This is a genomic window from Rhodococcus sp. UFZ-B548 (assembly GCF_903819475.1).
Lineage (GTDB): Bacteria > Actinomycetota > Actinomycetes > Mycobacteriales > Mycobacteriaceae > Rhodococcus_F > Rhodococcus_F erythropolis.
Genome location: NZ_CAIJDS010000026.1, coordinates 13,638 through 37,487, shown reverse-complemented (window position 1 = coordinate 37,487; position 23,850 = coordinate 13,638). Strand labels below are relative to the sequence as shown.

Below are 23,850 nucleotides of genomic sequence, written 5' to 3'. Positions count from 1 at the left end.
CCTACTTCAGGACACGGATCGCCGAGCCCGGAAGGATTCCGCTCGACGGCGGGTAGATCGACGTTGCGCCGTTGAAGAACATGTGAGCGGGAGTCGTGGATACCGGCAGCAGGTCGATGTCGTTGAACAACGCGCGCTCACTTTCCTCCCAGACCTTGCAGGACTCGTCACCGGGAAGAAGCGAAGCCTCAGTGGACAATTCGATGTACTTCTTGTTGTCGAGGGAAGCGAAGTTCACTCCTTCAGGTTTGGGCGGGCCGGTGAAGTACTTCGCAAAGATGCTCGGCGTATCACTCCCCAGCGTCAAACCGATGGAAACGTCCCACGACGACAGGTCGGTGGTGCTGAATGTGTTGGCAATGACGAAACTGTAGTCGCCGCCGGTCAGTTTCACCTTCGCGCCCAGTCCTTCCCACTGTGTTGCTACGTATTCCGCGGCGGCAGAGTTTGTATCGCGTGAGTTGTTGAAAATTACGTTGAGGGCAAGCGGTCGACCGTCCTTCGTCAGGAGGCCGTCGGGACCCGCCTTCCAACCTGCGTCGGACAGCGTTTTCTTTGCTGCATCGACGTCGAAATCGGGGATCGTCCCTTCGACACTGTTGTAGTCGCAGGCAAGGGGTTCCGAAACCGCGAGGGCGCGTGCACGGGTTCCTTTACCGCCGGTGGTGATCTCGGTGTAGTCGTCCAGGTCTACTGCCTGCACAAGGGCCTGCCGTACAGCACGGTCTGCCGTGGGTAGGGCCGCGAAATGATTGAAGATGAACTCGCCGGACAACGTGGTGTAGGTCTTCGAATCCAGACCCGCTGCCAAGACTCGTTCCTCGTCCGAACCTGTCACCGCCGCGGCATTCACTCCACCGGTGAGAACAAGATTCGCCGTCGTACTCGGATCGGTGACAATCTTGATCGTCACTGTCTTCGGCACCCCGAGAGTGTCGGAAGTGGTCTCACCGTTCGGACTCCAGGTGTAACCGTCGCGGCGTTCCATCGTGATGTGATCGTTGGGAACAACTTCGGTGACCTTGAACAGACCCGTTCCGTTACTACTCGAACGGATACTGGCCGGGTCTTCGAGCGTCGCAGCGCACGGAAGCCGCATCGAGCCTATTCGGGAGAGCAAGAAGGGTGCAGGTTCGGCTGTAGTGACCGTCAGTTCGTCACCGTTCGCGGACGCGACCGTCGACGACGGCACGGTGGATCCTCGTAGCGGTGAAGCGTTTTCAGGGTCCATGACCCAGTTGATGTCATCGGCTGCGGTCTGTGCGGTGAAGGAAGTGCCGTCGGCACAAGTGACGCCCTTCTTGAGCACGAACTTCAGCGTGTTTCCTTCTTCACGCCAACTCTCCGCCAGATACGGACGCACCGTGCGGGTTTGCGCATCGATGTCGATCAACGAATCGTACGAGTACGCGTTCACGATCTGAGTCGACGTAAGGTTGGTGATCAGAGGGTGCAGATTTCCGGGATCGGCGTTGATGACAGTCGTGAAACTGCCGTCCTTTGCATACTCACCGACCGAACCTTCGGGACTGGATGCGCCGCCACACCCGGCCAGAGTGAATACGCCAACGCTGATAACTGCTGTCGCGGAGACAGAACGGGCTTTCATACGAGCCGCCATCTACTAGGAGTTGCCATGGCGACAATCGTGCGGGACTGACGTGGTCTGTATCTCGTTGAAGTTCCCCATACAGTCGGCCGTACTCTGTTCGATTGTCACTATCGACCGGGCAATCGCAGGCGCTAAGTGCGACGCCATCGTTGACGACTAAGTACGACGCTGCCGTTGACGGTGATTCGCGACGTTGATTCGGTTGCCGCACAACGCCGGCATGCAGTAGCGGCGTCGCCCTCCCCGGCTTGTATCGACAAACACCCCGTTGCACGTCGGCGACGCGCATGGGCGGAATCGTTCGTACCCCAATGTGCGCAGAGTCCCCAGCAACGAGTAGCCGATCAATAATGTTAGTTCGCCCGTGAGATCGATTCTTCTGTCCGGTAACGCATTCCATCGATAGTCGAACTGGGCATCAGGCACGAGTCGAACGTGATGCGGGACAGTCTGCAGGAGTTGATCAGTGCGATCAACGAGCTCATCAGAAGTCGGAGCATCGAGAATCGAACGAATCGCCTCTCTGAGTGCCTGCACGTCGGCAAGTTCACCGCCGGTAAGCCGACGCCCGTTGCGGAGCGCATCCGGCGAGAGTCCATGTTCATCCAGTAGATCGTGAAGCGCCTGAGGATCACGCAACGCGTCGCCTGCCTCCACCCACACGCGGGGCGAGGTGTTGACCAGGTCGGTCGCGAACGACGCACCGACGACGTAATCGTCTAAAACTACTTGCATCCCTTACCGTCCTGCCTTACCGTAATTGAATAACCCAACTTTACACCTTACGGAGGCGGCGGGATGAAACATTGCGCAGACCACAGACTGCCCGAGATACTCCGAGACACTCATCACCGATTGCGCCGCGCCGGCACCGTGGCATCGGAGACGCCTGTCGTCGCTGCCGATCTCTACTGGTCGATCGGCGCACTCGCCCAGTGCCTGACCGCGATGGACGAGGTCATTTCACAACTTGGAATCAATGCCCGAAAGCAGTTGCGAGCTGGAAAGTTCGACGTCCAGAGCGGACCGTTCGAAGGAGAGCCCGACGCCGCCTTACTCACCGCAGTTCTTGCGCTCGCCAGAGCATCGAGTAGTTGCGAACCGGTTCAGGCGGCAATCGGCAACGCTCAGATCGCGGTGAGCGATCTCGTCGTCGCGAGGACTACCAGCGCCTGAGACTCGGGCGGGCCACCCGCTCCCAGTAGAGACTGTATGGTTGGTTTTCGGCATCCGCCGAGAGCGTCGAACAGCAGGGACCGGGTTTTCACTGTGAGTACAGGGACATCAACGATCTACGAGGACAGGACCGTCCGAATCGACGATCAGGGCGTCACGATCCGCCACTATTACTTCCCGTTTGTCAGCAAGTTCGTTCCGTACTCACAGATCGAATCCGTCGACCTCGGAGTCATGTCATGGCTGAGTGGACGCTTACGAATTTGGGGAACAACAGATTTCAGCTCGTGGTACAGCCTGGATCTTTCACGCCCGTGGAAGGAGACCGCGGTGGTACTCACCCTCGCCGGCCGCGGAGCGCCTTCATTCAGCCCCAAGGACGCAGATCGCGTCGAGACCGAAATCCGCAGTCGCATCGGATCGCACGCCGCGAACTGACTAGCGAAACTCGGATTCGACGGTAACGATGTCACGCCAGTCGGTTCGACCGAACAACCGCGCCAGTGCAGTGAACAGAACGTCCGGGTCGATGACACTCTCGGCTGAGTGCACACCGACCCGATCCCGAATCGTTCCGTCGGCCAGCCGGGACACCACCTGAGCAAGGCCGAGCGCCAAGGGGATTCCGGTTGCACCGGCCATGTCCGACAGTAACTCCGATACCGGTGAATCGTCAGCGATCCGTGCCACGACGCGCATCTCTCGACCTTCGCGCACCCCGGTCGCCGAGGCGAAAAACAACGGCAAGGATCCATGACCGGCACGCGTGAGCATTCGAGGCGCAGCACGGATCATCCGCCGGAGCGAGGGCTTGCCCAATTCTTCAGCAGCCGAGTCGAGATCGATTCTCCCCTTGTCGATATCGGAGCGGAGAACGTCGAGGAACGCCACGGTTTCCGGTGTGATCACCATCAGATTTGCCGAATGCCCTGCAGGATTGATGGTCCGATGAAACATCACCGGCTCCGGATGCCCGACCACGTAAGCGTTCCCCCGACGTCCGCCGTGCAGTTCGAGTGCGATGGAACGCAACGGTTCTTCGTTGACGATTCGCCCCGCACGAACCACTGGAACCGTGCCGCTGATCTGCTGCATCCAGTGAACGGCCGCTGCACTCAATGTGTCCACCGACTCGTCCTCGCCCTCGACATCAACCGGCCAGGCTGTATACAGATCGTCGACCACGTCCAATCGCGAGACTGCCATCGCGGCCAGGAGGTTACTCATCCCGGGACTTGCGCCCATGCCGACTACCGCACAGATTCCGGCTCCCCTCGCGGCACAGTCCAATTCCAGCATGTCGACGGCCGGCTCCCAGTCGTCGCAGATGTCGAGATAGTGAGTCCCGGTCTCGATCGCTGCCTGGAGAATGCCGACGCCGAAACGGAAGAACGGTCCGACCGTATTGACGACCACGTCTGCGCCGTCAAGCAATTCACGTAGCGTGCGACCGTCCGTGACGTCGATGCTGCGCGCCTCGACTTCCGCTGACGCCTGCGCCAGTTCAACTGGAAGACGCTTCGCAACATCGATATCGCGATCCGCGACTACTACCTTGCCGATTCCCGGCAATGTTGCGGCCAGACGAACTGCTGCCGAGCCCATGGCACCGGCACCACCCAGTGCGACAACCGTGATTCCGTCAGCCATGAATTCCCTCCAAAAATGCAGTCTGATCCGCTAGATAGCCGGGAGCGAAGATCGAACGGGGAGCAAGAACGGCCACCAGAGCCGACATCAATTCCGAGTCTTCGAGGTCCTTCTCCACAATCGAGTGAGTGGCGTCGGGGTACTTCTTGACCACCAGTTGCCCTGGCGAGTCGAGTAATTCGCGGTACACCCTTTCGGTATCAGCCACGTCGACGTTGACGTCTTGTCCGCCGATGATCAAGAGCACCGGAACCTTCACGGTTTCGAGATCGGCTCGCGCATCCGAGAGGTAGTTCTTTCGGATGAAGTTCCACCGGTCTTCGGTGAGACCGTCGGCCTCGCCGGAGGCCACGAGATCGTCGAACGATGCATCACGGGCCAACTGATCCAAGTTCTTCGCACGATCGACCCGCGCTTTCTCGAACTCGTCGGCCGACGCATTTCTCTCGGAAAGTTCTGCAAGGGTATTGAATTCGCCTTGTTGGAGCCAGTTGATCGCGGGACCCACGGCAATGACGAACGCTACGTCCGGGTCGAGGTTCACCACCTTGGGCATCACCCACCCTGCCTGGCTTGCACCCCACAGACCGATACGAGACGGATCGATATCCGAACGTCCCCGCGCCCACTCGATTGCCGCTTCCGTTTCTGCCGCGCGATCGTCCATGCTCTGATCGAGCCAATTGCCCGGTGCCCCATTCACCCCCGGCTTGTCCCAGGAGAGTGACGCGTACCCCGCCTTTGCGAACGCCTCCCACACCGGTCGATAGAACGTCTCATGTGTTGCATCGACCGGGCCGTCTCCGTGGACGAAAACCACGAGCCCGAAGGGACCGTCACCGTGTTCGGGCAGTGCAAGGACTCCCTGGAGCGGCACCGATCCCCCGGTGATCGTCACTTTTTCCTCACGGATGTCATAGGTGTTCTGGTACAGCGTCCAGCCCACCAGAGTCGCGATCAGAACAACGACCACCGCCAGGGAAGTAACCATCCACCTGCGTAAACGAGGCTTACTCTTGCCCTCGCTCATCGATTCCGCTGCCATCTTCCCGCCCTAACGTACGAATTTGAAACGATCGTATTGCATTCGATAGTACAGTTGTGGGCGAAGATGTCGAGAAGCGAGGAAAGGACATGGCGATGACCGACAGGGACGTCGATGTACCCACGAGGATCTTGATCGAGGGACTACTGCGCACGGACGGAACTGTCGACGGACGCACCCTTTATGCCACCGCCGACGCCCTCGGCAAAACTGATCAACAGGTTCGGCTGTGCATCAAGCGGTTGGTCACCGAGGGGAAGTTCACTCAGGAAGGTCGCGGGCGGCAGGCCACGCTACGAGCAACGCCGAAAGCCCTGCGCGAGATGGAACCCGACGTCGAATTCGTTCGGCTGGCCTATCAACAAGACCGCGACACTGTGACGCCGTGGGACGGGTATTGGCACCTGGCCGGATTCGCAATTCCGGAGTCGTCACGGAAAGCGCGAGATGCGCTGCGTACCAGGGTCGTTTACCTCGGCGGCGCGCTCGTCCAGGGCGGTCTGTACGTCTCGCCGCACGCCTGGGAACCGTATATTCGCGATGCGGCCGCCGAACTCGACGTCGAACAGCACCTGTCTTCTCTTACCACTCGAGATCTGAAAGTGGGCATGCTCGAAGACCCTGTGAAGATTGCCGCGGAGTTGTGGCCACTGGACCAGATCGCTGACGGATACGAACGGCTACTCGACGTAGCGACCGCACGCCTGCACAAACTGCAGAACAGTCCGGGTACCGATGCTGTCACGATGACCATCGAACTCGCAGCGGAATTCACGCGAGCCATGGAACCGGATCCGCTGTTGCCACCGGAACTACTGCCCACCAACTGGATCGGCACGAGGGCTCGGTCGATCACTGCGCAATGCTGGACGCTTCTGGCACAGGTGGACGGTGCCGACGACTTACCGTCGCTGTTCCACCTGTACTCAGATGCAATCGGTGACGATCAGGACGCGAGCGTGCGCTGACGGGGTGGCAGTCCGAAACGCCCGAGAACCTCGTCGACTGCGGTGGACGGTGTGACAAGTCCGCGATCCTGAAGCCACGGAATGGTGCTGTCCACCAGATGCTCGAGCGTGCGAGGCAATGCGAGAGGCAGCAACGTAACGCCGTCGGCGACCTCGGCAGCTCGGATATCGGCGATCAAACTGCCGAGACCGGAAGGCGTTCCGACGTAGTGAAGCGAAACGGGAACCCGCGGCGCCGTCAACGCGCTGTCCAACTGTGCAAGCTCTTTACGGGCGGAGCGAGCTTCCGGCGCGATCAGAATCTCGAGATCGACCAGTACTGCGACGCTGTCGGGATCGCGTCCTTCTTCGGCGACAGCAGCGCGTATCCGTGCACGTTCGAGCTGTGCCTCACGCAGGTCCGCAGCGCGAATCCGAACCACATTGGTAGGGAATGAAGCTAAATCGAGAGGCTTTTCGCCCTCGGTGAGGTCCACCCAGTAGTCGCCGCCGATGATGGGCAGGTTGCCGGGTGCGCCCTCAGCTGCCGGATGGTGACCGGATCCGGTCAACTCGACCGCTACGTGCAGAGAATGCGAAGCGCGTGAAGACATGTGAGACCTCCGAAAATCAGAAAAGTATGGGATGAGCGAGACGAATCGTCAGCTCGAACACATTCCTGACGAGGTGCGGCACAGATCGACATGGCGACGGCACCACTGACCGAGAGTGATGCTCACTCTCGAAGGGGTGGCGGGGAAATCCGCTGGTGCCATGGCTGCCATGCTAGTTGTCCGTTCGAGTTTTCGGGGACCGAGCTCAGCTCAGACGCACTCGGCTGCGCCGGCGTTGTCGTCTGCGGCTCCGAGGAAGGGGCGGGTCTCGGGCACGGGGTTCCACGCACCGGCAGTCTTGGCGTAGTTCCAATCACGCTGATTCGAAACCAGGATGTTCACGGCGTCTACCAACCGCGTCACGTCGTCCGAACTACTACCGAGGCCGAGGCTGGCGCGAACTGCACCGCCGGAGAGGCCGAGGCGTGCGAGAACCGGGTGTGCGCAGAAGCGACCGTCGCGAACTCCGATGCCGTGCTCGGCGGAGAGGAATGCGGCGATTTCGCCCGCTTCGAATCCGTCGACGGTGAAGGTGACGATTCCGACGGCGTCCGGTGCGTCATTCCACAGTCGCACGAGCGAGACGCCCTCGATGGCGGACAATCCGTCGGTGAGCTGGGCCGTGAGTGCCTTCTCGTGCTCGGCGATGACGTCGAAGTCCAGCGCGTGCAGGGTTTCGCATGCGGTCGCGATGGCTGCCGCACCGAGAACGTTGGGGGAACCTGCCTCGTGGCGGGCAGGCGCGCAGGCCCACTCCGTGGACTCGATCGTCACCTCACGCACGGCGCCGCCGCCGGCGAGGTACGGCTGAGCCTCGTCGAGCCAGTCACGGCGTCCGACCAGAACACCCGCGCCGAAGGGCGCATAGAGCTTGTGACCGGAGAAAGCGATGTAGTCGACGCCGCATTCCTGCAGGTCGATGCGACGGTGGGGAGCCAGCTGAGCAGCGTCGACGAGGATACGTGCGCCGCAACGATGAGCGATGTCAGCCAAGCGTGCAATCGGCAGGATCTCGCCGGTCACATTGGAGGCACCGGTGATTGCGAGCAGCGCTGCAGGCTTGGTGCACAGTTCACCGATCAGACGCTCGATCGTCTCTTCGATGGTGTCTGCGGCGGTGACAATACGAGCGTCGTTCCACGGCAACAGGTTTGCGTGATGCTCGACATCGAGGACGACGGTGCTGCCGGGGACGCACTGCGCAAGCAGGTTCAGCGAATCGGTGGTGTTCCGGGTGAAGACGACAACCTGATCGTCGGCACAATTCACGAAACGAGCAACGGATTCACGAGCGTTCTCGTAGGTGAGCGTGGAGATCCGAGACGCGTAGCCGGCACCGCGGTGGACGCTGGCGTATGTCGGCAGCAACTCGGCGATACGGTCGGTGACCTGGGCCAATGCCGGCGCACTCGCGGCGTAGTCGAAGTTGGCGTAGGAGCATTCGCCACCCTGAACCAATGGAACCTGCAGGTCAGCACCCGAAACCTTGGCAATCGCGGTGGTGCGGCAGGTGTCGGCACTCAATACAGCAGTCATCGAAGACAATCCTCACGTTCAAGGACTCGTTCGTCGGGTGATGGCCCCGGAAGAGTCCGCGCTTGCCGCATTCGTTTTCGAACGCAGCCGGGTCGTCACCCGGAGCACCCCACCGCGGAGGAGGGTTGCCGACCAGCAAGCCGGGGCTGAACACTGGTACTCGTGACCTGGCAACGAGGATGGCAGGAACCTCCCGTGCTTGTCAAGACGAAGCCGCGAAGATCTCCGTCAGGGCGCGATGGTCCGGCAAGCAAGGTGGAGCGCGAGTCTCGTTTCCGGATCTGCGAGATCCACCGAGAGAAGGCGCTGAATTCTATCGATCCGACTCGATACGGTGTTGCGGTGCAAGCCCATTCGGGTTGCGGTGTGAGCCAGAGACGATTCTTCGTCGAGGTACGTCGACAGAGTCTCGAGCAACTCTCCATTCGAATCGCGTAGCGGCGCGAGCAGCGCCGCGGCTGCGGGCTGAAACGTGTCGGTTCGCGTCCACGCCAGCAGCAACTGCGCCAGACCCAGGCGGTCCACGTGCAGGAAGCGGCCTGTGTGCGACCTCGAACCCGCGAGCCGAGCGGCATCCCCGGCCTCAGACAGGGACGCACCGATTCCAGCCGGACCGTCGTGTGCGCGTCCCACACCGACCCAGGTCTCCATCGTGGGTTCCAACCTCGCCTGAGCTGCACGGATACTCTCGGCGATCCTGGTGATCGACTCCGGTCGCGGCTCGCCCGGCAGAGTGGTCCACGCTGCCCAGCCGTCAGCCTGTTCCACGACATTGGCGTCGATTCCCTCGGCGGCGAGGGCGTCTGCGACCTCACTGCGCCTGGCCACCAGGTCGACCTCACCGACCGCCAGGACTTTGATGCCGATATGCCATCCGTCCAGTGCCCAACCCGAGTCGAGTGCGCGCCGGAGCAGTCCGGGTGTGGCGTCTGCTGACGTGTCGATCAGTTCACCGAGTAACGCGCTACGCCGGCGCGCTTCACGCTCGTCGACCATGCGTGCAACGGCCAGTCGGTGCCCGGCAGCCAACGAGGCCACGTCGAGAACCACTGAGAGAGAAGCCTCTTCGACGCTTTGACGCACCGGGAGCAGCACCGCCAGCCAGGGCTCTCGGGCTGCGCCGGACATCACCGGGCACGCAATCAGGACCCCGCCGGAGTCCAATTCAACAGTGGTGGGCGCCCCGCGGCCCGACAACATACCGGCGGCTGCTCGATCAGCGTCGGACAACAAATCGGCGCCGGTCAGCGGGCGTCCGGACGCGTCCAGGAGGATGAACGAACGCTGAAATGTGTTCAGCAGCACCGACAGAAGATTCTCGACGCTTCCGCCGGCCCGCTGGCCCGCGTGTGTCGCCCGCAGTACCGCGTCGGCCATCACCGCCCGCGAATTCGAGAGAAGATCACGAAGATCCACGCTGAACTGCCACGGGTCGGATACTCCGAGCACCACCAGCCCGAGGCGATCGGCAAGCAACGAGAGATTCGCATCCTCCGCCGCAGTGCTGTGTACCGCGAGCACCCGGCAGCCGGTCGCCGCCGTGCGTCGAAGGAGAGCGTCGAATCTCCACTCCCCGACGTCGATTCGATCGAGAATCACCAGAACTGATCCTGCACGCGCCGCACCCGACACGGCCTCGGCTGACTGTGCCGATTCCCCGGTGAGCGCTCCCACTGTCGTCACGACGGGATCACCTTCGCCGGCAAGTCGATACAACCCGACAAAGATCGGGTTGTTCAGCAACGCCGACACACTCGCGCTCATTGCGCCTCCATCAGCACTGCGTCGTGGTCGATCCCGAAGGCCCGCGGGCCGACAACTTTCAACCTGCTCACATCTTCCGCCCACCACTGAGGGCCGGGCAGAACCAACACGGCCACATCTTGCCCCTGGTGCACTGATTCGCACGAGACGAAGGCACCGGTCCGGACGTCGAGCAACGTCACGATGTCCGGACATGTCGCAATCATCTCGCCGTCCGACGCGACGGTCAGGAACTCACTTTCGAATTCGACTCGTATCACCGCAGAATCGTGTTCGAGAATCACGTTGCCCCGACGATCGCCGGCGTTCGAGCGACTACGACGCACCGCACGCACCCGGCCTGTCCCCATTACTCGCCCCCCGGAGCTTTCGGCGATCTCCCGCCAACTGCCTACTGCCCCGATGTGCTGACCCAGTTCATATGCTCGGGACAGAGTTCCCGGAATGCACGCCTCCTGCACAGTCCGCGCATCGATCGACGCGATCGCCAGAGCGCCCCAACCGCTGGTTCTCCCGATCAACGACCGCACTGCTACCTCGGCGCCCAGCACATCCACTCCGTCGACGACGGTAATGAGGCCGCCGGGCTGGGCGAGGGTGACCGGGCACAATTCCAACCCGGCCGCGGCGAGAGAGAAGTGATCGAGCCGCGGCATCGCTCGACCGAGCAGGTCCGCGTCGACCACGGGAATCCCCAACGCCAACGCCGCCGCAATGCCGGAAAGAGCGTTCAGCCCACCGCCTTCGAAAGTCATCACCGCGGTCGGACGCTTACCAGTCCACCGCGTCAAAGCTGCTGCAGTGTCGGCAAACTCATGCCCGGAGGGCAGTTGCTCCTCCAAAGCCAGGGCCGATCCGACGATTCCCACCGGCATGATCATCGCCCCGGACGGCAACTGGTCCGGCGCGATGACTTCTACCGACGTTGACGTCATCAGTGGACGCAGCATTTCCACGAACAGGCGTGGATCGCCGCCCCCACCGCAGCCCAAGACCACCGCCCCCGCTGCGATCGCGTCGAGGTCGGCCTCCCGGACCGCGTGCAGCCTGCTCACGGCTCGCTATTCTGCCAGTACAGGTTGCTCGAGTGTCTCCACCGGCAGGAACGGGCGATCGAGTCCGAAGCTTGCCGGGCCGAAGACCGCCAGTGCCTCCGGTGTTCTCATGATCGGCGGAGTCGCGATCCCGATGACCGCAACTCGCTGCCCGTACCGCAATCCCTCGGTGGTGATGGGCTCGGCAGTGTCGGCCTCGACGATGCAGATAAGGTCTGGCACGATCGCCACCATTACTCCGGATTGCACGGCGATCAGATTTTCGTTCTGGAATTGAACTTCCAGCTCTTCGTCTCCGACGCCGGCGATCCGCACCGAACCTCGAGCGAACCCCTCATCGGTTCGCCGGTCGACATCGATCACCTTGCCGTGAAAGAGAACTCGCCCGTATCCGTAAAGCGTGTCGGAGAGACCGTCCACCAGCGCCTGAACCGGGTCCACCCGCTGCTCACGTGAAAGCCTGATGGACCGACCGATGGCCAAGGCCAACGACAGAGTCCGTGGGATCGCCGTCCGCTTCACATCTGCACCCGTCATCGAGTACTGCGCGATATGCGCCATCCCACCGAACCTCGACGTCACCCCGCGAGCGAGGCCCTCCAATCTGCTGTTGTCGCTGCCGGTGTCGAAGATCGCCACCTCGTCGTGCTCGTTCGCCATGGCGAGCGGACTCGCCGAAATCCCGTACACCGAGAAGGTTTCCATCTCGAGCTGAGGAAAGGCTCGTCCCATCCCGTCGGCGTCGACAACCGGCAGTCCGCGCCGCGCTGCCACCAGCAACGGAATCATCGAATTGATCCCGCCGCACTCCATCGGCATCGTGGCATCTGCAGTTCGCCCCGTGTGCTTCTCCAACGTGATCAGCGCCAGCTCGGGTTCGGTTCCGCGCGGCATCTTCTCGACCACGACGGTCGGTGCACCCATCTGCGCGACGGGGATCACCCACGCGTCGTCGTCGAGCTCCTCCGGATCCAGAATCGTGATTTCACCGGCTTCCCCGAGCGCCTGCGTGACCAACATCTTGCCGACGAACGGATCTCCCCCGCCGCCGGTCCCCAACAAAGCTGCGCCCCTGGCGAGGTCGTCGAGGTCTGCCGTTCGTAGTGTCCAACTCATCGTGAGCCTTCCTGACCGGTGGAGACCAGACCACTGTGCAGTGCCAAGTCACCGACTGCCTTCACTCGAATACGTGTTGCGTTGCCCGGCAGATACGGAATCGGGACCTCGTCGAACTCCACGATCTGCACCGACTCGGGCCGTGCGCCTGCTGCGACTGCCCGATCGATCGCCTCCTGGCGAGCGTCGTCGGCAAGAATCTGCCTGCGCCCGTCCCGTACCGCTTCGACTCGATCTACCTCACCACTGACCTGCGCGATCGCAGCGCCGATCGCATTGGCAACGTCGAAGCGCTCAGGACGAATCACCGTTCCCAGGCCGGGAAGTTCGTGCTCCAGCAAAACCGATCCCCCGCCAACCGCCACAACGGGAAGTGGATCCGACGTGGTCCGCATCTGTTCCACGGCGTCGGCGACCCGGCGCGAGATCCGGTCGAGTGCCGTCGACACCAGACCGCGGTCGAGGTGCGCCACCGCACTGCGATCTCCGACGTCGGCCAAGCCTGCCGCGACGGCTATGTCGGTGGCCGTCAACGTGTCACCACCGAATACGAGTGCCCGTGAACCCAATTCGTATCCCACAGATTCGGGTCCGACTGTGAGTCCGTCCGCATCCACCAGCGAACCACCACCGATACCGATCGAGAAGACGTCCGGCATACGGAAATTGGTCCGTACCCCCGCGACCGTCACCTCCGTGGTGGCTTCTCTGGGGAAACCGTTGGTCAGTACGCCCACGTCGGTAGTGGTGCCCCCGATGTCGATCACCGCACAGCTGGCCAGACCGGACAGAACAGCGGCGCCTCGCATGGAGTTGGTCGGTCCCGACGCGAAAGTCGCCACCGGATAACGCCTTGCGTACTCGATGTCCATCAAGGTTCCGTCGTTCTGGCTCAGATACAGCGGTGCGGCGATGCCGTGCTCGACCAAAGAACTGGCAAGACCGTCGACGATGTGATCGGCAAGCTCGCGCAGCGCAGCGTTGATGATGGTCGCGTTCTCCCGCTGGAGTAGACCCACTCGACCGATCTCGTGAGAGAGCGAAATTGCGACGTCCGGACCGAGTTCCTGACGCACGATCTCCGCTGCCGCCGCTTCGCATTCGAGATTGACCGGAGAGAACACCGACGATATTGCGACCGAACGAGTACCGCTGCGAGCCATGTCGGCGGCATGGCGACGAATCTCGTCGGGATCCAGCGGTGAGATACGACGACCGTCGAACTCGTGCCCACCGTGAGCGAGGTAGTGCCTTCCTTGCACAGCGGAGACCAGGTCTCGCGGCCACCCCACCATCGGCGGAAGCGCTGCGGTCGCCGGAAGCCCCAATCGCAGAGCCGCTGTTGGTGCAAGTCCTCGCTGCTCGATGAGAGCATTGAGAAAGTGCGTCGTGCCGATCATCACTGCTTGAACAGCGCTGGGAGAGAACGAGTACTGCTGCTGCAGCGCCGTCAGAGCTCCGCCGATTCCGCCGGTGATGTCCTTGCTGGTCGAGTGTTTGACATGCCCGATGACGGTGGTCCCGTCCATCAGGACCGCATCGGTGTTTGTACCACCGACGTCGATTCCGATTCGCATCGCGAACTCCCTTCTACAGTGTTTGCAGTGCTAGTGCGTGAGCGCAGATGTTCCCGAAGGCTCTTGCGGCGCTTCGGTTGTGGTGCGTCCGACCCCGCGAATCAGGCCGAGTCGACCCGCGACGACGTAGAGAACGAATGCCGAGGCCACGGCGTTGATGGACGGCAAACCGAAGGTGCTGTAATGCCCGATCAGCGCCGAGACGATCCAGATCACCAACGTGGCCGGCACCCAAGTGGGCGCCGAGTTCGGGAGGGTACCCGCGGCTCGACTCTCTTCCAGGTCCTTGCGCCAGGTCTTGACGATGAAGTACTCCGCCACCATGATTCCGGCGATCGGCGGGAATCCGACGCCCAACAGGATCAGGAAGTCGGTGAACGAGTTCAGGATTCCGGCAGCCGCGAGGATCGAACCGGTCACGCCGACCACAGCGGTGACGACGGCGCGATTGATGCGTCGCCCGAACACTACGTCGATGAAGTTCACGATGCCGAGCCCCGAGCTGTACAGGTTCCAGTCGTTGATCTTGAAAGTCCCGAGAACAATGATGAGAACGCCGACCCAGCCGACCGACGACAGGATGATCGTGGCGATATCGGAACTGCGAACGGCATGCGCAAGAAGTACACCGGTCAATCCGATCACGTATTCGCCCAATGTGATTCCGACGAGTGTCTGCTTCACGACGTCACCCGCCGTGCGGTTGAATCGCGTCATGTCGGGTGTGATCACTGCTCCGGCAATGAAACCGCCTGCGACGATGGTGGTTCCGGCGAGGAAGCTGAGCTCCGGTCCGGCTGGAGCAGATGCCATCAGATCTGACAGCGAGTGATTACGCAGTTCGGCGATGACGGCCCAACCCACCAGAAGCAGGAACAGGGGAACGGTGATGTTTGCGATCAGCTGCATCGAGCCGAATCCGCGAAGGACTATCGCGGTGATCAGAAGGCCGAAGACCAGGGCCCACGCCCACTGCGGCAGAAACGGCATGATTCCGTGCAAACCTGATGCAGAGACAGCAGATTGGATGCCGAACCAACCGATCAGGCTGACTCCGATCACCAGGCCGATCACCGCGGAACCAGCGTGCCCGAATCCACACCAGCGTGCGACCACCGACGTGTTGAGCCCTTCACGAACCCCGATGATGCCGATGAAAATACAGACAACCTCGAGAATCACCGCCCCGACTGTCAATGCCCAGAAGGCATTCCAGAACGTCATGCCGTAGCCGAGCGTCGCACCGAGCAGGAACTGTGCGAGTGCCGATACCTGACCAAATCGCTGTACTGCCACCGAGAACCACGAATACCGTGCTTCGTCGGGAACGCGGGTGAGCGCGTAGTCGTCACCGTCGGACACTTCACCGCCGGCGGCGGTCGTTGATGTGTTTTTCATGACGGACTCCTCGAATAGTTGGGAAGTGTTCTCGGAGAAGACGGTACGAATGTGGCCGGGGTCACGCCTATGGGCGAATTGGCGTTTCTTCGTGTTACGACAATGCATTTCGCACAGTCGTCATTTCACACAGTCGTCAAATGGCACGGGTCTAGCGCAACGCGTACCCGCCGTCGGGGTACAGCGTGGAACCCGTTGTGTACGTGTTGGTGAAGAGATAGAACACCGCTTGTGCGATCTCGTCTTCGTTCCCGACGCGGCCGAGCACGTTGTTCTCCGCACTCCAGGTGAACGCCGCCTCCCGAACCTCCGCCGGACGCTGAGCCCACAGATGCCCGTCGATGGTTCCGGGAGCAACGGTGTTGACGCGAATCGGCGACAGCTCGACCGCCAGCCCCCGCCCGAGCCCCTCGATTGCCGCATTGGCCGCAACGTAGGCCGCGGCAGCCGCGGGTGGCCGCACACTGGCAGCACCGGACATGAGGACCACCGATGCGGTGGGTGTCAGCTTGTCGAGCGCAGCGTGCACGACGCGGTACTGCCCCCAGAACTTGGAGGTGAACGGCGACGCCGCTTCCTCGACGCTCTGTTCGCGGAACGAGCCGACCTGGTAATCGGCAGCCGTGGTGAAGAGAGCGTCGACGCTGGGGATGTTGGTGAAGAACGCTTTCACCGAGTCGTCGTCGGAGGTGTCGACTGTGAACCAGTGCGCCGCCTCACCCAGCTGCGTGGCCGCTGCTTCCAGCTTGGATGTGGTTCGGCCACCGAGAACTACCTGCGCGCCGGCGTCGACGGCAAGCTGCGCCACCCGCAGCCCGATGCCTGTTCCGCCACCGATCAGTACGACGGTCTTGCCTGAGAGAGGAGAAGGTGTCGTTGTCATTTAGCGACTGTAAGGCTCACCGAATTGTCCCGACATGTGCAGAATGCACAGATTTCACTACGCCACGGTGCTAAGTATCCAGAATAAGCCGGTGGAGACTGCCGCCCCCAAGGATCTCACTTGACTGAGTTTGCTGCGTCGAAACTGCCGTCACATGCACTCCTCCTTCGAGTTCGCTTGTAACAAAACAACTCCCACGACCGAAAATGTCGGTGCACCACAACCGCGAAGGGAAGTAACGAATATGGGATCAGCAGATGTCATGGCCTGGCTCGCCGAGGGTTACCTCGCTGGCGACCCGATTCGCTATCCGCTCTACGTCGGATCGATGTTCCTCGCGATGCCGTTCCAGTTGATCGGCGTAATTCTGGGTCACCCCTTCTGAGTCGCCCCTATTGAGTCACCCCTTCCGAATCGTCACATCAGGCCAGGGCGGTCGACGTAGAACGGCCAGGGTTGCGATCACCGCGGCCGCCAACCCGATGAACTCCCCCATCAAAGCCGCCCTGGTGTGATCGACGGCCGGTGACCACGACGGCTCACCCTCGTGGATCGAGAACACTCCCACTGGCACCGGTATCGGGTCGCCCCGCCACCGCCGGTGTAGTCGCGAAACCGTGATGATCGTCGATCCGTCGCTGGTCTGGTGCAGTTCTCCGAAGATCATCGAGGTCCCGGAATCCGCCCGAAGTCGCTCCACCGCATCACGAATCTCCATGATCTCCATCGTCGCACCGAAACAGCAGCCCTGTGCGAGTATCGACCGATGGCCGAGTGGTGGGTACCGAGCAGGCGCGTCGAGCGATGGGGCCAGACGATTGGCCTCGTCCTGCTCGTAGTCGTAATCGGTCCGAGCACCATCCATACAGTGGCCACGGAACCGACAACCGGTAATTGGGTTCGCCTGGCAATCTGGCTTTTCGCGACGGTCGGATTTGCCTACGGCACCGTCCAAGCCTGGCGAACCAGGAACAATCCTCAACCGGCGTGTTGGGAAGGGACAACTGCCCCCACCGAAATACCCGCCGACGACGTCCGTAGCGCACTCGCGTCGACTGACGACCGTATTCCGGCAATCAAGGCACTACGCGAACTGCATCCGGGCTTGGGTCTGAAGGATGCGATGGATCTGATCGACGCTCAGCGGGGCGAACAGGGCCCGCATCACTGATAGTTGCGACCATCACAATCACAGTTAGGTATCGACACCTGACCGCCACGATCGGGCAAGCACGCCAGGAGTTAACCACCTGACAGACAGGCTGTTTCGCCGAGTTTGACAAATGTGGTCAATCGGTGAGCGTCGACTCGACCGATTCAACTCACCGTACCAATCGAATTCGCCGTTCAGCATTCCACTCATGGCCCAATGCCACTATTACCCAACGATTTACAACCGGAACTACGGCATCCAGTGAGAACTTTCGCGACAGTGCAGCATCTTTCGTCCAGTTGAGTTGACCGAAACTTGACGTTACGTTGAATTTCAAAGCAATAGCCCGGTCTTGACCTGCGATGGTGTGAGCGAAACGCCCACCTACGCGTGACACGTGGCCGCCCTGATGGGCGCTGTGAATGCCTGAACGTTCGAGGAGTGGAATGACTGCGGTCAAAACTGCGTGGCGTGAACTACGGAAACCCGTGTTCATCCCCGCGTCGATAGTGATCTTTGCCCCGATCGCCTTTGCCGTGATCTACGCGGGAACCGCCGCGGATGCTTTCGAAACACTCAACAACGTGATCAGCGACGGCGTCGGCTGGTGGTACATCCTCTCGGCCACCGGTTTCGTGATCTTCGCGCTGTACTGCGGAATCAGCCGCATCGGCAACATCCGATTGGGACGTGACGACGAGCAGCCCGAGTTCGGGATGCTCTCGTGGTTCGCGATGCTCTTCAGCGCCGGCATGGGCATCGGGCTCGTGTTCTACGGAGTAGCCGAACCACTTTCGCACTACGTGACCCCACCCGTCGCCGGGCAGATCGCCGGATCCACGGACGCCGCAGCCAATCAAGCCATGGAACTGACGCTGTTCCACTGGGGCTTGCATGCATGGGCGATCTACGTCGTCGTCGGCCTTGGTCTGGCGTACATGACCTACCGAAAGGGTCGCCCGCTGTCGATCCGTTGGCTGCTCGAGCCGCTCCTCGGACGGGCTCGCATCGAAGGAAAGATCGGCCACGCCATTGACGTCGTCGCCATCGTCGGCACGCTGTTCGGTGTCGCGACGTCGCTGGGCTTCGGTGTCCAGCAGATCTCGGCCGGCCTCGACTACCTCGGCTGGGTGGAGACCGACAACTGGTTGGTCATCACCATCATCGTCATCGTGACGGGCATGGCGACCTTCTCGGTCGTCTCCGGTGTCACGAAGGGCCTCAAGTGGCTCTCCAACATCAACATGATGCTCGCTGCCGCGCTGGCACTGTTCGTCCTGATTCTGGGACCGACGCTGTTCCTCATGCAGTCGTGGGTGCAGAACCTCGGCGGATACGTCCAGGCCTTGCCCGAACTGATGCTGCGCACGTCCCCGTTCGCCGAAGACGGCTGGCAGGGCGCATGGACCATCTTCTACTGGGGTTGGTGGATGAGCTGGGCACCGTTCGTCGGCATGTTCATCGCGCGCATCTCACGCGGCCGCACCATCCGCGAATTCGTCTTCGGTGTGCTGCTGGCCCCGACGCTGGTTGGTTCGTTGTGGTTCACGATCTTCGGTAACTCCGGCATTCTGCGTCAGCGCAACGAGGGCACGATGCTCGACGCATCCGGCGCAGTGGACACCAACACGTCGCTGTTCACGCTTCTCGACGGACTTCCGCTCGGAACGATTTCGAGTGTTCTCGCGATCGTCGTGATCGTGTTCTTCTTCGTCACGTCCGCGGACTCCGGCTCGATCGTCATCGACATCCTCGCGACCGGTGGCAGCTTGGAGACCTCCAAGATCACGCGTGTCTACTGGACGTTCCTCTCCGGTGCCGCGGCCGCAGTTCTCCTCATCGTGGGTGGCAGTGGATCGCTCACGGCGCTGCAAACCGTTGCCATCGCCACGGCGGTACCGTTCTCGGTCATCATGGTGCTGGCATGTCTGTCGATGCTGAAGGCGTTCCGATACGAGGTCGCGTCGGCACCACGCTACCTGCGGGTTTCTACAAATGCCTCGGCATCGACCGACGTTCCGCAACCCACCGAAAAGCGGCTCCGCGATCTGAAGATCTCGTCGACCTTCGCCGGGCTCACCCCGTCACAAAGCGGAATCATGACGGATCCCTCCGACGCCCACATGCTCGTCGCGGTCCACGAAGTTCCCGCCCATGCGGTCAACATCGACCCGGATACCGGCGCCGTCGACTTCTCCGAGGAATCGAAGGTCGTCGATCCGCTGGGCGGAGAGGTGTTCGACACACCCGAGTTCGCCGACTCGGCAGAAGGCCACGCGCAAGCTGCCAGTACGGACTGACCGGCACGTTCGGCATGTTGCATTAGGCATATCTGTTCACCAACTCGCAAACTTGTCATGAGACTTTCAACTCGACAGTTCGCAGGACTCTAAGTTTCGTGAGTAGAACAGGACCAACGGGTTTGCCACTCCAGTCGCAGTCGGAGACGGAACAATCTTTCGGGATTCCGTCCGTATTCCTACGGTCGGCGCATGCACCTGCGCCGCGCACGCTCATCGACATCGTGCGGGCCTCAGCCGAGGCCAACCCGGAAGCACCTGCCATCGACGACGGCGACACCACACTGTCGTACTCGGAGTTGCTCGACGAGATCGCGCTCGGTGCGCGCTGGCTCGGTGATGCCGGCGTCGGCGCAGGTGACCGCGTCGGAATCAGGATGCCGTCAGGTTCGCGTTCGCTGTACGTGGCGATCCTGTCGATCCTCGCTGCGGGCGCCGCGTACGTGCCCGTCGACGCCGACGATCCGGAAGAGCGCGCCGAGTTGGTGTTCGGCGAGGCGCAGGTAGCGGCGATCATCACCGGCGACGGAATCCAGCCGGGGACGGCGCCGAAGCGGCTCGAACATCCACCGGTTCGCGAACCCGAACCCGAGGACGACGCCTGGATCATCTTCACCTCAGGATCCACGGGCACCCCCAAGGGCGTCGCGGTCACTCACCTCAATGCCGCAGCCTTCGTCGACGCCGAGGCGCGCATGTTCCTCCAGGACGAGCCCATCGGGCCTGGTGACCGCGTCCTCGCGGGACTCTCCGTGGCATTCGACGCGTCCTGCGAGGAGATGTGGCTCGCGTGGCGCCACGGCGCCTGCCTCGTCCCGGCTCCTCGTTCGCTGGTTCGCAGCGGCATGGACCTCGGCCCGTGGCTGGTCTCGCGTGACGTCAGCATCGTCTCCACTGTGCCGACGCTTGCGTCTCTGTGGCCGGCCGAGGCCCTCGAAGCCGTTCGACTCCTGATCTTCGGCGGCGAAGCCTGCCCACCCGAACTGGCCGAACGCCTGGCCGTCGAGGGCCGCGAGGTCTGGAACACTTACGGCCCCACCGAGGCAACCGTCGTCGCCTGCGGCGCACTGATGGACGGCAAGAGCCCCGTCAGCATCGGCCTCCCCCTCGACGGCTGGGACCTTGCCGTCGTCGACGCCCAGAGCAATCCCGTCGCGGTCGGCGAGGTGGGCGAGCTGGTGATCGGCGGCGTCGGCCTCGCCCGTTACCTCGACCCCGCGAAGGACGCCGAGAAGTACGCGTCGATGCCCTCGCTCGGGTGGGAACGCGCCTACCGAAGCGGCGACCTGGTCCGGCTCGAGACCACCGGCCTGATGTTCCAGGGCCGCGCAGACGATCAGGTCAAGCTCGGCGGCAGGCGCATCGAACTCGGTGAGGTCGACAACGCCTTGCAGAATCTGCCGGGTGTGAGCGGCGCTGCCGCAGCCGTGAAGAAGACGGCAGCCGGCAACCAGCTCCTCGTCGGGTACATCGCCAGCACGGATCCCGACTTCGATCTCAAGGCCGCTCATGCACTGCTCAGCGAGCAGCTACCAGCAGCCCTCGTGCCGCGTCTGGCGTTGATGGACGAACTTCCGACGCGTACGTCAGGCAAGGTCGACCGCAATGCGCTGCCGTGGCCGTTGCCCGGCGCCGGTGAAGATGCCGGGGCCGCGTTGGGCCTCGACGGCACCGCTGCCTGGGTTGCCGGCCTGTGGGGATCGATCCTGGGGGCCCAGATCACCGGACTCGACGACGACTTCTTCGAAGTGGGCGGCGGATCCCTCTCTGCTGCTCAGTTGGTGACCGCCCTGCGCGAGCGGTTCCCAGAAGTGACCGTCGCACAACTCTACGACCATCCACGGTTGGGATCGCTCGCCGAATATCTCGACGAATTGGCACCCACCGAAACTGTGGAGCCGCGCATCGTCGCTCCAACACCCTTGAAAACTCAGCTGGCGCAGATCGCCGTCACCGTTCCACTCACGACGCTCACCGGACTGCAGTGGGTGACGTGGCTGGCGATCGCGAACAACGTCCTCGGCTGGTTCGTCGACGTCAGCTGGGCACCCACGGTCTCGTGGTGGTGGATCCTGTTGGCGTTCATCGTGTTCATCACGCCGATCGGCCGTATGACCATCGCCGTCGTCGGGGCGCGCCTGCTCCTACGCAAGTTGGAACCAGGAACGTACCCGCGAGGTGGTAGTGAACACCTGCGTCTGTGGATAGCGCTGCGACTCACCGAAGCCAGTGGCGCAGCCAACCTTTCGGGCGCACCGTGGATGCTCTACTACGCCCGCGCCCTCGGCGCCGACATCGGCAGCGGCGTCGATCTCCACACACTTCCTCCCATCACCGGCATGCTCGAACTCGGTGACGGCTGCTCCGTCGAACCCGAAGTCGACCTCTCGGGCCACTGGATCGACGGCGACGTCATTCACATCGGTGAGATCAAGATCGGCGACGGCGCTTCCGTCGGTTCACGCTCGACGCTTCTGCCCGGCGCGCGTATCGGTCGGGACGCCGTCGTCGAACCCGGATCTGCGGTGTTCGGCCGAGTGAAGGCAAACCAGCAGTGGGCCGGCTCCCCCGCCACCAAGGTCGGGAAAGCGAATCATCCTTGGCCGGCCGAACATCCGAAGCGCGCACCCGGCTGGGTGCCGGTATACGGCGTCACCTCGGTCTTCCTGGCCGGTATGCCGATCTTCGCTCTGATGGCCGGAATCGCCTTGATCGGTTGGTGGATCCGCGACACCGACACGCTCGCGAGTGCAGTGCTCCAATCGCTGATCATGCTTCCCGTCGCGACCATCCTGAGTTTGCTCGTCTTCGCAGTCGTCACACTGGTGGCCGTTCGTCTTCTCTCGATCGGGCTGACCCCCGGCTACCACCCTGTCCGCAGCCGCATCGGCTGGCAGGTGTGGGCGACCGAACGCCTGCTCGACTCGGCCAGAACCTTCCTCTTCCCGCTCTACGCGAGCCTGCTGACGCCGGGATGGCTCCGCCTCCTCGGCGCCAAGATCGGCAAGAACGTCGAAGCATCCACCGTGCTCCTCCTTCCCAAGTTCACGACGGTCGCCGACGGCGCATTCCTCGCCGACGACACCATGGTTGCGAGCTACGGCCTCGGCGGCGGCTGGATGCACATCGAACAGGCGAAGATCGGCAAGCGTGCGTTCCTCGGCAACTCCGGTATGACCGCACCCGGTCGACGCGTCCCCAAGAACGGTCTCGTGGCGGTTCTGTCGGCCACCCCGTCCAAGGCCAAGTCCGGATCATCGTGGCTGGGTAGTCCACCGGTACGTCTGAGAAGGGCTGCCGGGGACACCGACGCCGCCCGCACGTTCAATCCGCCGATGCGACTCAAGATCGCCCGCGGAGTGGTCGAAACCTGCCGACTGATCCCCGTGATGGTCACGTTCGGCATCGGTCTCGGCGTTCTGTTTGCACTCGAAGCACTGGTCGGCGCCGTCGGATTCTGGTTCGCGGCTCTGTTGAGCGGCGTAATTCTGCTCGTTGCCGGAGCAGTGGCTGGCGCGATCACCATCGCCGCCAAGTGGATCGTCGTCGGACGCATCGCAAAGGTCGAGCATCCGCTGTGGAGTTCGTTCGTCTGGCGCAACGAGGTCGCCGACGCGTTCGTCGAAACCGTCGCGGCGCCGTGGTTCGCTCGCGCGGCGACTGGTACTGCCGTACTGAATATCTTCTTGCGTGGGCTCGGGGCCAAGATCGGCAAGGGCGTTTGGTGTGAGTCGTACTGGCTACCCGAGGCAGATCTTGTGACTTTGGGCGACGGAGCGACAGTGGAACGGGGGTGCGTCGTGCAAACTCATCTCTTCCATGATCGGATCATGTCCATGGACACCGTCACCTTGGGAGCAGGAGCAACGCTGGGACCGCATTGTGTCGCGCTACCCGCAGCCGGGATCGGCGCGGGAGCGACGGTAGGGCCTGCATCTCTGGTGATGCGAGGTGACACCGTTCCGCCCTCCACCCGCTGGCAGGGCAATCCGATTGCACCGTGGGTGGCGTCGTGAAGCCGAAC

At 62.3% G+C, this 23,850-nt stretch carries 20 protein-coding genes and 1 riboswitch; of the genes, 7 read left to right on the top strand and 13 right to left on the bottom strand.

The annotated features are described in order from the left end of the window. Position 1: 1 nt before the first annotated feature. Both H7C86_RS21360 and H7C86_RS21355 read right to left on the bottom strand, forming a co-directional pair. The gene (locus H7C86_RS21360) at positions 2-1,609 is read right to left on the bottom strand and encodes an ABC transporter substrate-binding protein (protein ID WP_080908862.1); all 1,608 of its coding nucleotides are present in this window, start codon (positions 1,607-1,609) and stop codon (positions 2-4) included. A 159-nt stretch (positions 1,610-1,768) separates the two neighbouring features. Then, positions 1,769-2,347, bottom strand: coding sequence for a CGNR zinc finger domain-containing protein (locus H7C86_RS21355; RefSeq protein WP_060939644.1), 579 nt, complete (start codon positions 2,345-2,347; stop codon positions 1,769-1,771). 63 nt (positions 2,348-2,410) lie between these two features. Here H7C86_RS21355 and H7C86_RS21350 point away from each other — a divergent pair, with 63 nt between their 5' ends. Together H7C86_RS21350 and H7C86_RS21345 are read left to right on the top strand one after the other, a co-directional pair. Beyond that, positions 2,411-2,788 carry a hypothetical protein gene (locus tag H7C86_RS21350; protein ID WP_020906022.1) on the top strand — a complete coding sequence of 126 codons (378 nt, stop codon included), beginning with the start codon at positions 2,411-2,413 and terminating at the stop codon, positions 2,786-2,788. Positions 2,789-2,881: 93 nt separating this feature from the next. Next, positions 2,882-3,226 (top strand): hypothetical protein, encoded by a 345-nt coding sequence (locus H7C86_RS21345; protein WP_019746690.1) that lies wholly within the window; start codon positions 2,882-2,884, stop codon positions 3,224-3,226. Here H7C86_RS21345 and H7C86_RS21340 read toward each other — a convergent pair whose 3' ends face one another. After that, positions 3,227-4,438, bottom strand: a complete 1,212-nt coding sequence (locus H7C86_RS21340) for a saccharopine dehydrogenase family protein (RefSeq protein WP_182262196.1) — start codon at positions 4,436-4,438, stop codon at positions 3,227-3,229. Next, positions 4,431-5,429, bottom strand: coding sequence for a S9 family peptidase (locus tag H7C86_RS21335; RefSeq protein WP_029254370.1), 999 nt, complete (start codon positions 5,427-5,429; stop codon positions 4,431-4,433). Before H7C86_RS21335 ends, H7C86_RS21340 begins: the two co-directional genes overlap by 8 nt. A gap of 143 nt (positions 5,430-5,572) precedes the next feature. Between H7C86_RS21335 and H7C86_RS21330 the strand changes: the two genes are divergently transcribed. Further along, positions 5,573-6,451 carry a PaaX family transcriptional regulator C-terminal domain-containing protein gene (locus H7C86_RS21330; protein ID WP_182262195.1) on the top strand — a complete coding sequence of 293 codons (879 nt, stop codon included), beginning with the start codon at positions 5,573-5,575 and terminating at the stop codon, positions 6,449-6,451. On the opposite strand, the gene H7C86_RS21325 is transcribed toward H7C86_RS21330, so the two are convergent. The 8 genes from H7C86_RS21325 to H7C86_RS21290 all read right to left on the bottom strand — a co-directional run bounded on the left by H7C86_RS21325 (position 6,430) and on the right by H7C86_RS21290 (position 16,373). Further along, positions 6,430-7,044 (bottom strand): hypothetical protein, encoded by a 615-nt coding sequence (locus H7C86_RS21325; RefSeq protein ID WP_060939646.1) that lies wholly within the window; start codon positions 7,042-7,044, stop codon positions 6,430-6,432. The genes H7C86_RS21330 and H7C86_RS21325 overlap by 22 nt on opposite strands. Positions 7,045-7,254: 210 nt before the next feature. Beyond that, positions 7,255-8,580: an aminotransferase class V-fold PLP-dependent enzyme gene (locus H7C86_RS21320; RefSeq protein ID WP_019746685.1), complete on the bottom strand. Its 1,326-nt coding sequence runs from the start codon at positions 8,578-8,580 to the stop codon at positions 7,255-7,257. Positions 8,581-8,633: 53 nt separating this feature from the next. Beyond that, positions 8,634-8,748, bottom strand: a riboswitch (SAM riboswitch). A 60-nt stretch (positions 8,749-8,808) separates the two neighbouring features. Further along, positions 8,809-10,344, bottom strand: a complete 1,536-nt coding sequence (locus tag H7C86_RS21315) for a CdaR family transcriptional regulator (RefSeq protein ID WP_182262194.1) — start codon at positions 10,342-10,344, stop codon at positions 8,809-8,811. After that, positions 10,341-11,399 (bottom strand): DUF917 domain-containing protein, encoded by a 1,059-nt coding sequence (locus tag H7C86_RS21310; RefSeq protein WP_182262193.1) that lies wholly within the window; start codon positions 11,397-11,399, stop codon positions 10,341-10,343. The genes H7C86_RS21315 and H7C86_RS21310 overlap by 4 nt, the downstream gene beginning before the upstream one ends. Positions 11,400-11,405: 6 nt before the next feature. Beyond that, on the bottom strand, positions 11,406-12,515 hold the full coding sequence (locus H7C86_RS21305; protein WP_020968290.1) for a DUF917 domain-containing protein: 1,110 nt from the start codon (positions 12,513-12,515) through the stop codon (positions 11,406-11,408). Beyond that, positions 12,512-14,092 carry a hydantoinase/oxoprolinase N-terminal domain-containing protein gene (locus H7C86_RS21300; RefSeq protein ID WP_021333724.1) on the bottom strand — a complete coding sequence of 527 codons (1,581 nt, stop codon included), beginning with the start codon at positions 14,090-14,092 and terminating at the stop codon, positions 12,512-12,514. The genes H7C86_RS21305 and H7C86_RS21300 overlap by 4 nt, the downstream gene beginning before the upstream one ends. Positions 14,093-14,122: 30 nt before the next feature. Further along, entirely contained in the window at positions 14,123-15,490 is a 1,368-nt protein-coding gene (locus tag H7C86_RS21295; protein WP_019746680.1) for a cytosine permease, read from the bottom strand. Positions 15,491-15,641: 151 nt separating this feature from the next. Beyond that, positions 15,642-16,373, bottom strand: a complete 732-nt coding sequence (locus H7C86_RS21290; protein WP_021333722.1) for an SDR family oxidoreductase — start codon at positions 16,371-16,373, stop codon at positions 15,642-15,644. 244 nt (positions 16,374-16,617) lie between these two features. Here H7C86_RS21290 and H7C86_RS21285 point away from each other — a divergent pair, with 244 nt between their 5' ends. After that, entirely contained in the window at positions 16,618-16,758 is a 141-nt protein-coding gene (locus tag H7C86_RS21285) for a hypothetical protein (RefSeq protein ID WP_003941170.1), read from the top strand. A gap of 15 nt (positions 16,759-16,773) precedes the next feature. Here the strand turns inward: H7C86_RS21285 and H7C86_RS21280 are convergent, their stop codons facing one another. Further along, the gene (locus tag H7C86_RS21280; protein WP_397517267.1) at positions 16,774-17,238 is read right to left on the bottom strand and encodes a hypothetical protein; all 465 of its coding nucleotides are present in this window, start codon (positions 17,236-17,238) and stop codon (positions 16,774-16,776) included. A 3-nt stretch (positions 17,239-17,241) separates the two neighbouring features. Between H7C86_RS21280 and H7C86_RS21275 the strand changes: the two genes are divergently transcribed. From H7C86_RS21275 to H7C86_RS21265, 3 genes are all read left to right on the top strand, one after another. Beyond that, positions 17,242-17,544: a ribosomal protein L7/L12 gene (locus H7C86_RS21275; RefSeq protein ID WP_252858595.1), complete on the top strand. Its 303-nt coding sequence runs from the start codon at positions 17,242-17,244 to the stop codon at positions 17,542-17,544. Positions 17,545-17,972: 428 nt separating this feature from the next. Continuing rightward, complete coding sequence (locus tag H7C86_RS21270; protein WP_182262191.1) at positions 17,973-19,826, top strand: BCCT family transporter; 1,854 nt, start codon at positions 17,973-17,975, stop codon at positions 19,824-19,826. Positions 19,827-19,948: 122 nt separating this feature from the next. Then, positions 19,949-23,842: a Pls/PosA family non-ribosomal peptide synthetase gene (locus tag H7C86_RS21265; protein ID WP_003941141.1), complete on the top strand. Its 3,894-nt coding sequence runs from the start codon at positions 19,949-19,951 to the stop codon at positions 23,840-23,842. The last annotated feature ends 8 nt before the right edge of the window (positions 23,843-23,850 follow it).

Excerpts from the sequence above, each read along its gene's own strand:
- H7C86_RS21320 (WP_019746685.1), bottom strand. The coding sequence starts at position 8,580 with ATGACTGCTGTATTGAGTGCCGACACCTGCCGCACCACCGCGATTGCC.
- H7C86_RS21295 (WP_019746680.1), bottom strand. The coding sequence starts at position 15,490 with ATGAAAAACACATCAACGACCGCCGCCGGCGGTGAAGTGTCCGACGGT.
- H7C86_RS21330 (WP_182262195.1), top strand. The coding sequence starts at position 5,573 with ATGGCGATGACCGACAGGGACGTCGATGTACCCACGAGGATCTTGATC.
- H7C86_RS21300 (WP_021333724.1), bottom strand. The coding sequence starts at position 14,092 with ATGCGAATCGGAATCGACGTCGGTGGTACAAACACCGATGCGGTCCTG.
- H7C86_RS21335 (WP_029254370.1), bottom strand. The coding sequence starts at position 5,429 with ATGGTTACTTCCCTGGCGGTGGTCGTTGTTCTGATCGCGACTCTGGTG.
- H7C86_RS21315 (WP_182262194.1), bottom strand. The coding sequence starts at position 10,344 with ATGAGCGCGAGTGTGTCGGCGTTGCTGAACAACCCGATCTTTGTCGGG.
- H7C86_RS21350 (WP_020906022.1), top strand. The coding sequence starts at position 2,411 with ATGAAACATTGCGCAGACCACAGACTGCCCGAGATACTCCGAGACACT.
- H7C86_RS21355 (WP_060939644.1), bottom strand. The coding sequence starts at position 2,347 with ATGCAAGTAGTTTTAGACGATTACGTCGTCGGTGCGTCGTTCGCGACC.
- H7C86_RS21290 (WP_021333722.1), bottom strand. The coding sequence starts at position 16,373 with ATGACAACGACACCTTCTCCTCTCTCAGGCAAGACCGTCGTACTGATC.
- H7C86_RS21360 (WP_080908862.1), bottom strand. The coding sequence starts at position 1,609 with ATGAAAGCCCGTTCTGTCTCCGCGACAGCAGTTATCAGCGTTGGCGTA.
- H7C86_RS21340 (WP_182262196.1), bottom strand. The coding sequence starts at position 4,438 with ATGGCTGACGGAATCACGGTTGTCGCACTGGGTGGTGCCGGTGCCATG.
- H7C86_RS21285 (WP_003941170.1), top strand. The coding sequence starts at position 16,618 with ATGGGATCAGCAGATGTCATGGCCTGGCTCGCCGAGGGTTACCTCGCT.
- H7C86_RS21305 (WP_020968290.1), bottom strand. The coding sequence starts at position 12,515 with ATGAGTTGGACACTACGAACGGCAGACCTCGACGACCTCGCCAGGGGC.
- H7C86_RS21280 (WP_397517267.1), bottom strand. The coding sequence starts at position 17,238 with ATGGATGGTGCTCGGACCGATTACGACTACGAGCAGGACGAGGCCAAT.
- H7C86_RS21325 (WP_060939646.1), bottom strand. The coding sequence starts at position 7,044 with ATGTCTTCACGCGCTTCGCATTCTCTGCACGTAGCGGTCGAGTTGACC.
- H7C86_RS21270 (WP_182262191.1), top strand. The coding sequence starts at position 17,973 with ATGACTGCGGTCAAAACTGCGTGGCGTGAACTACGGAAACCCGTGTTC.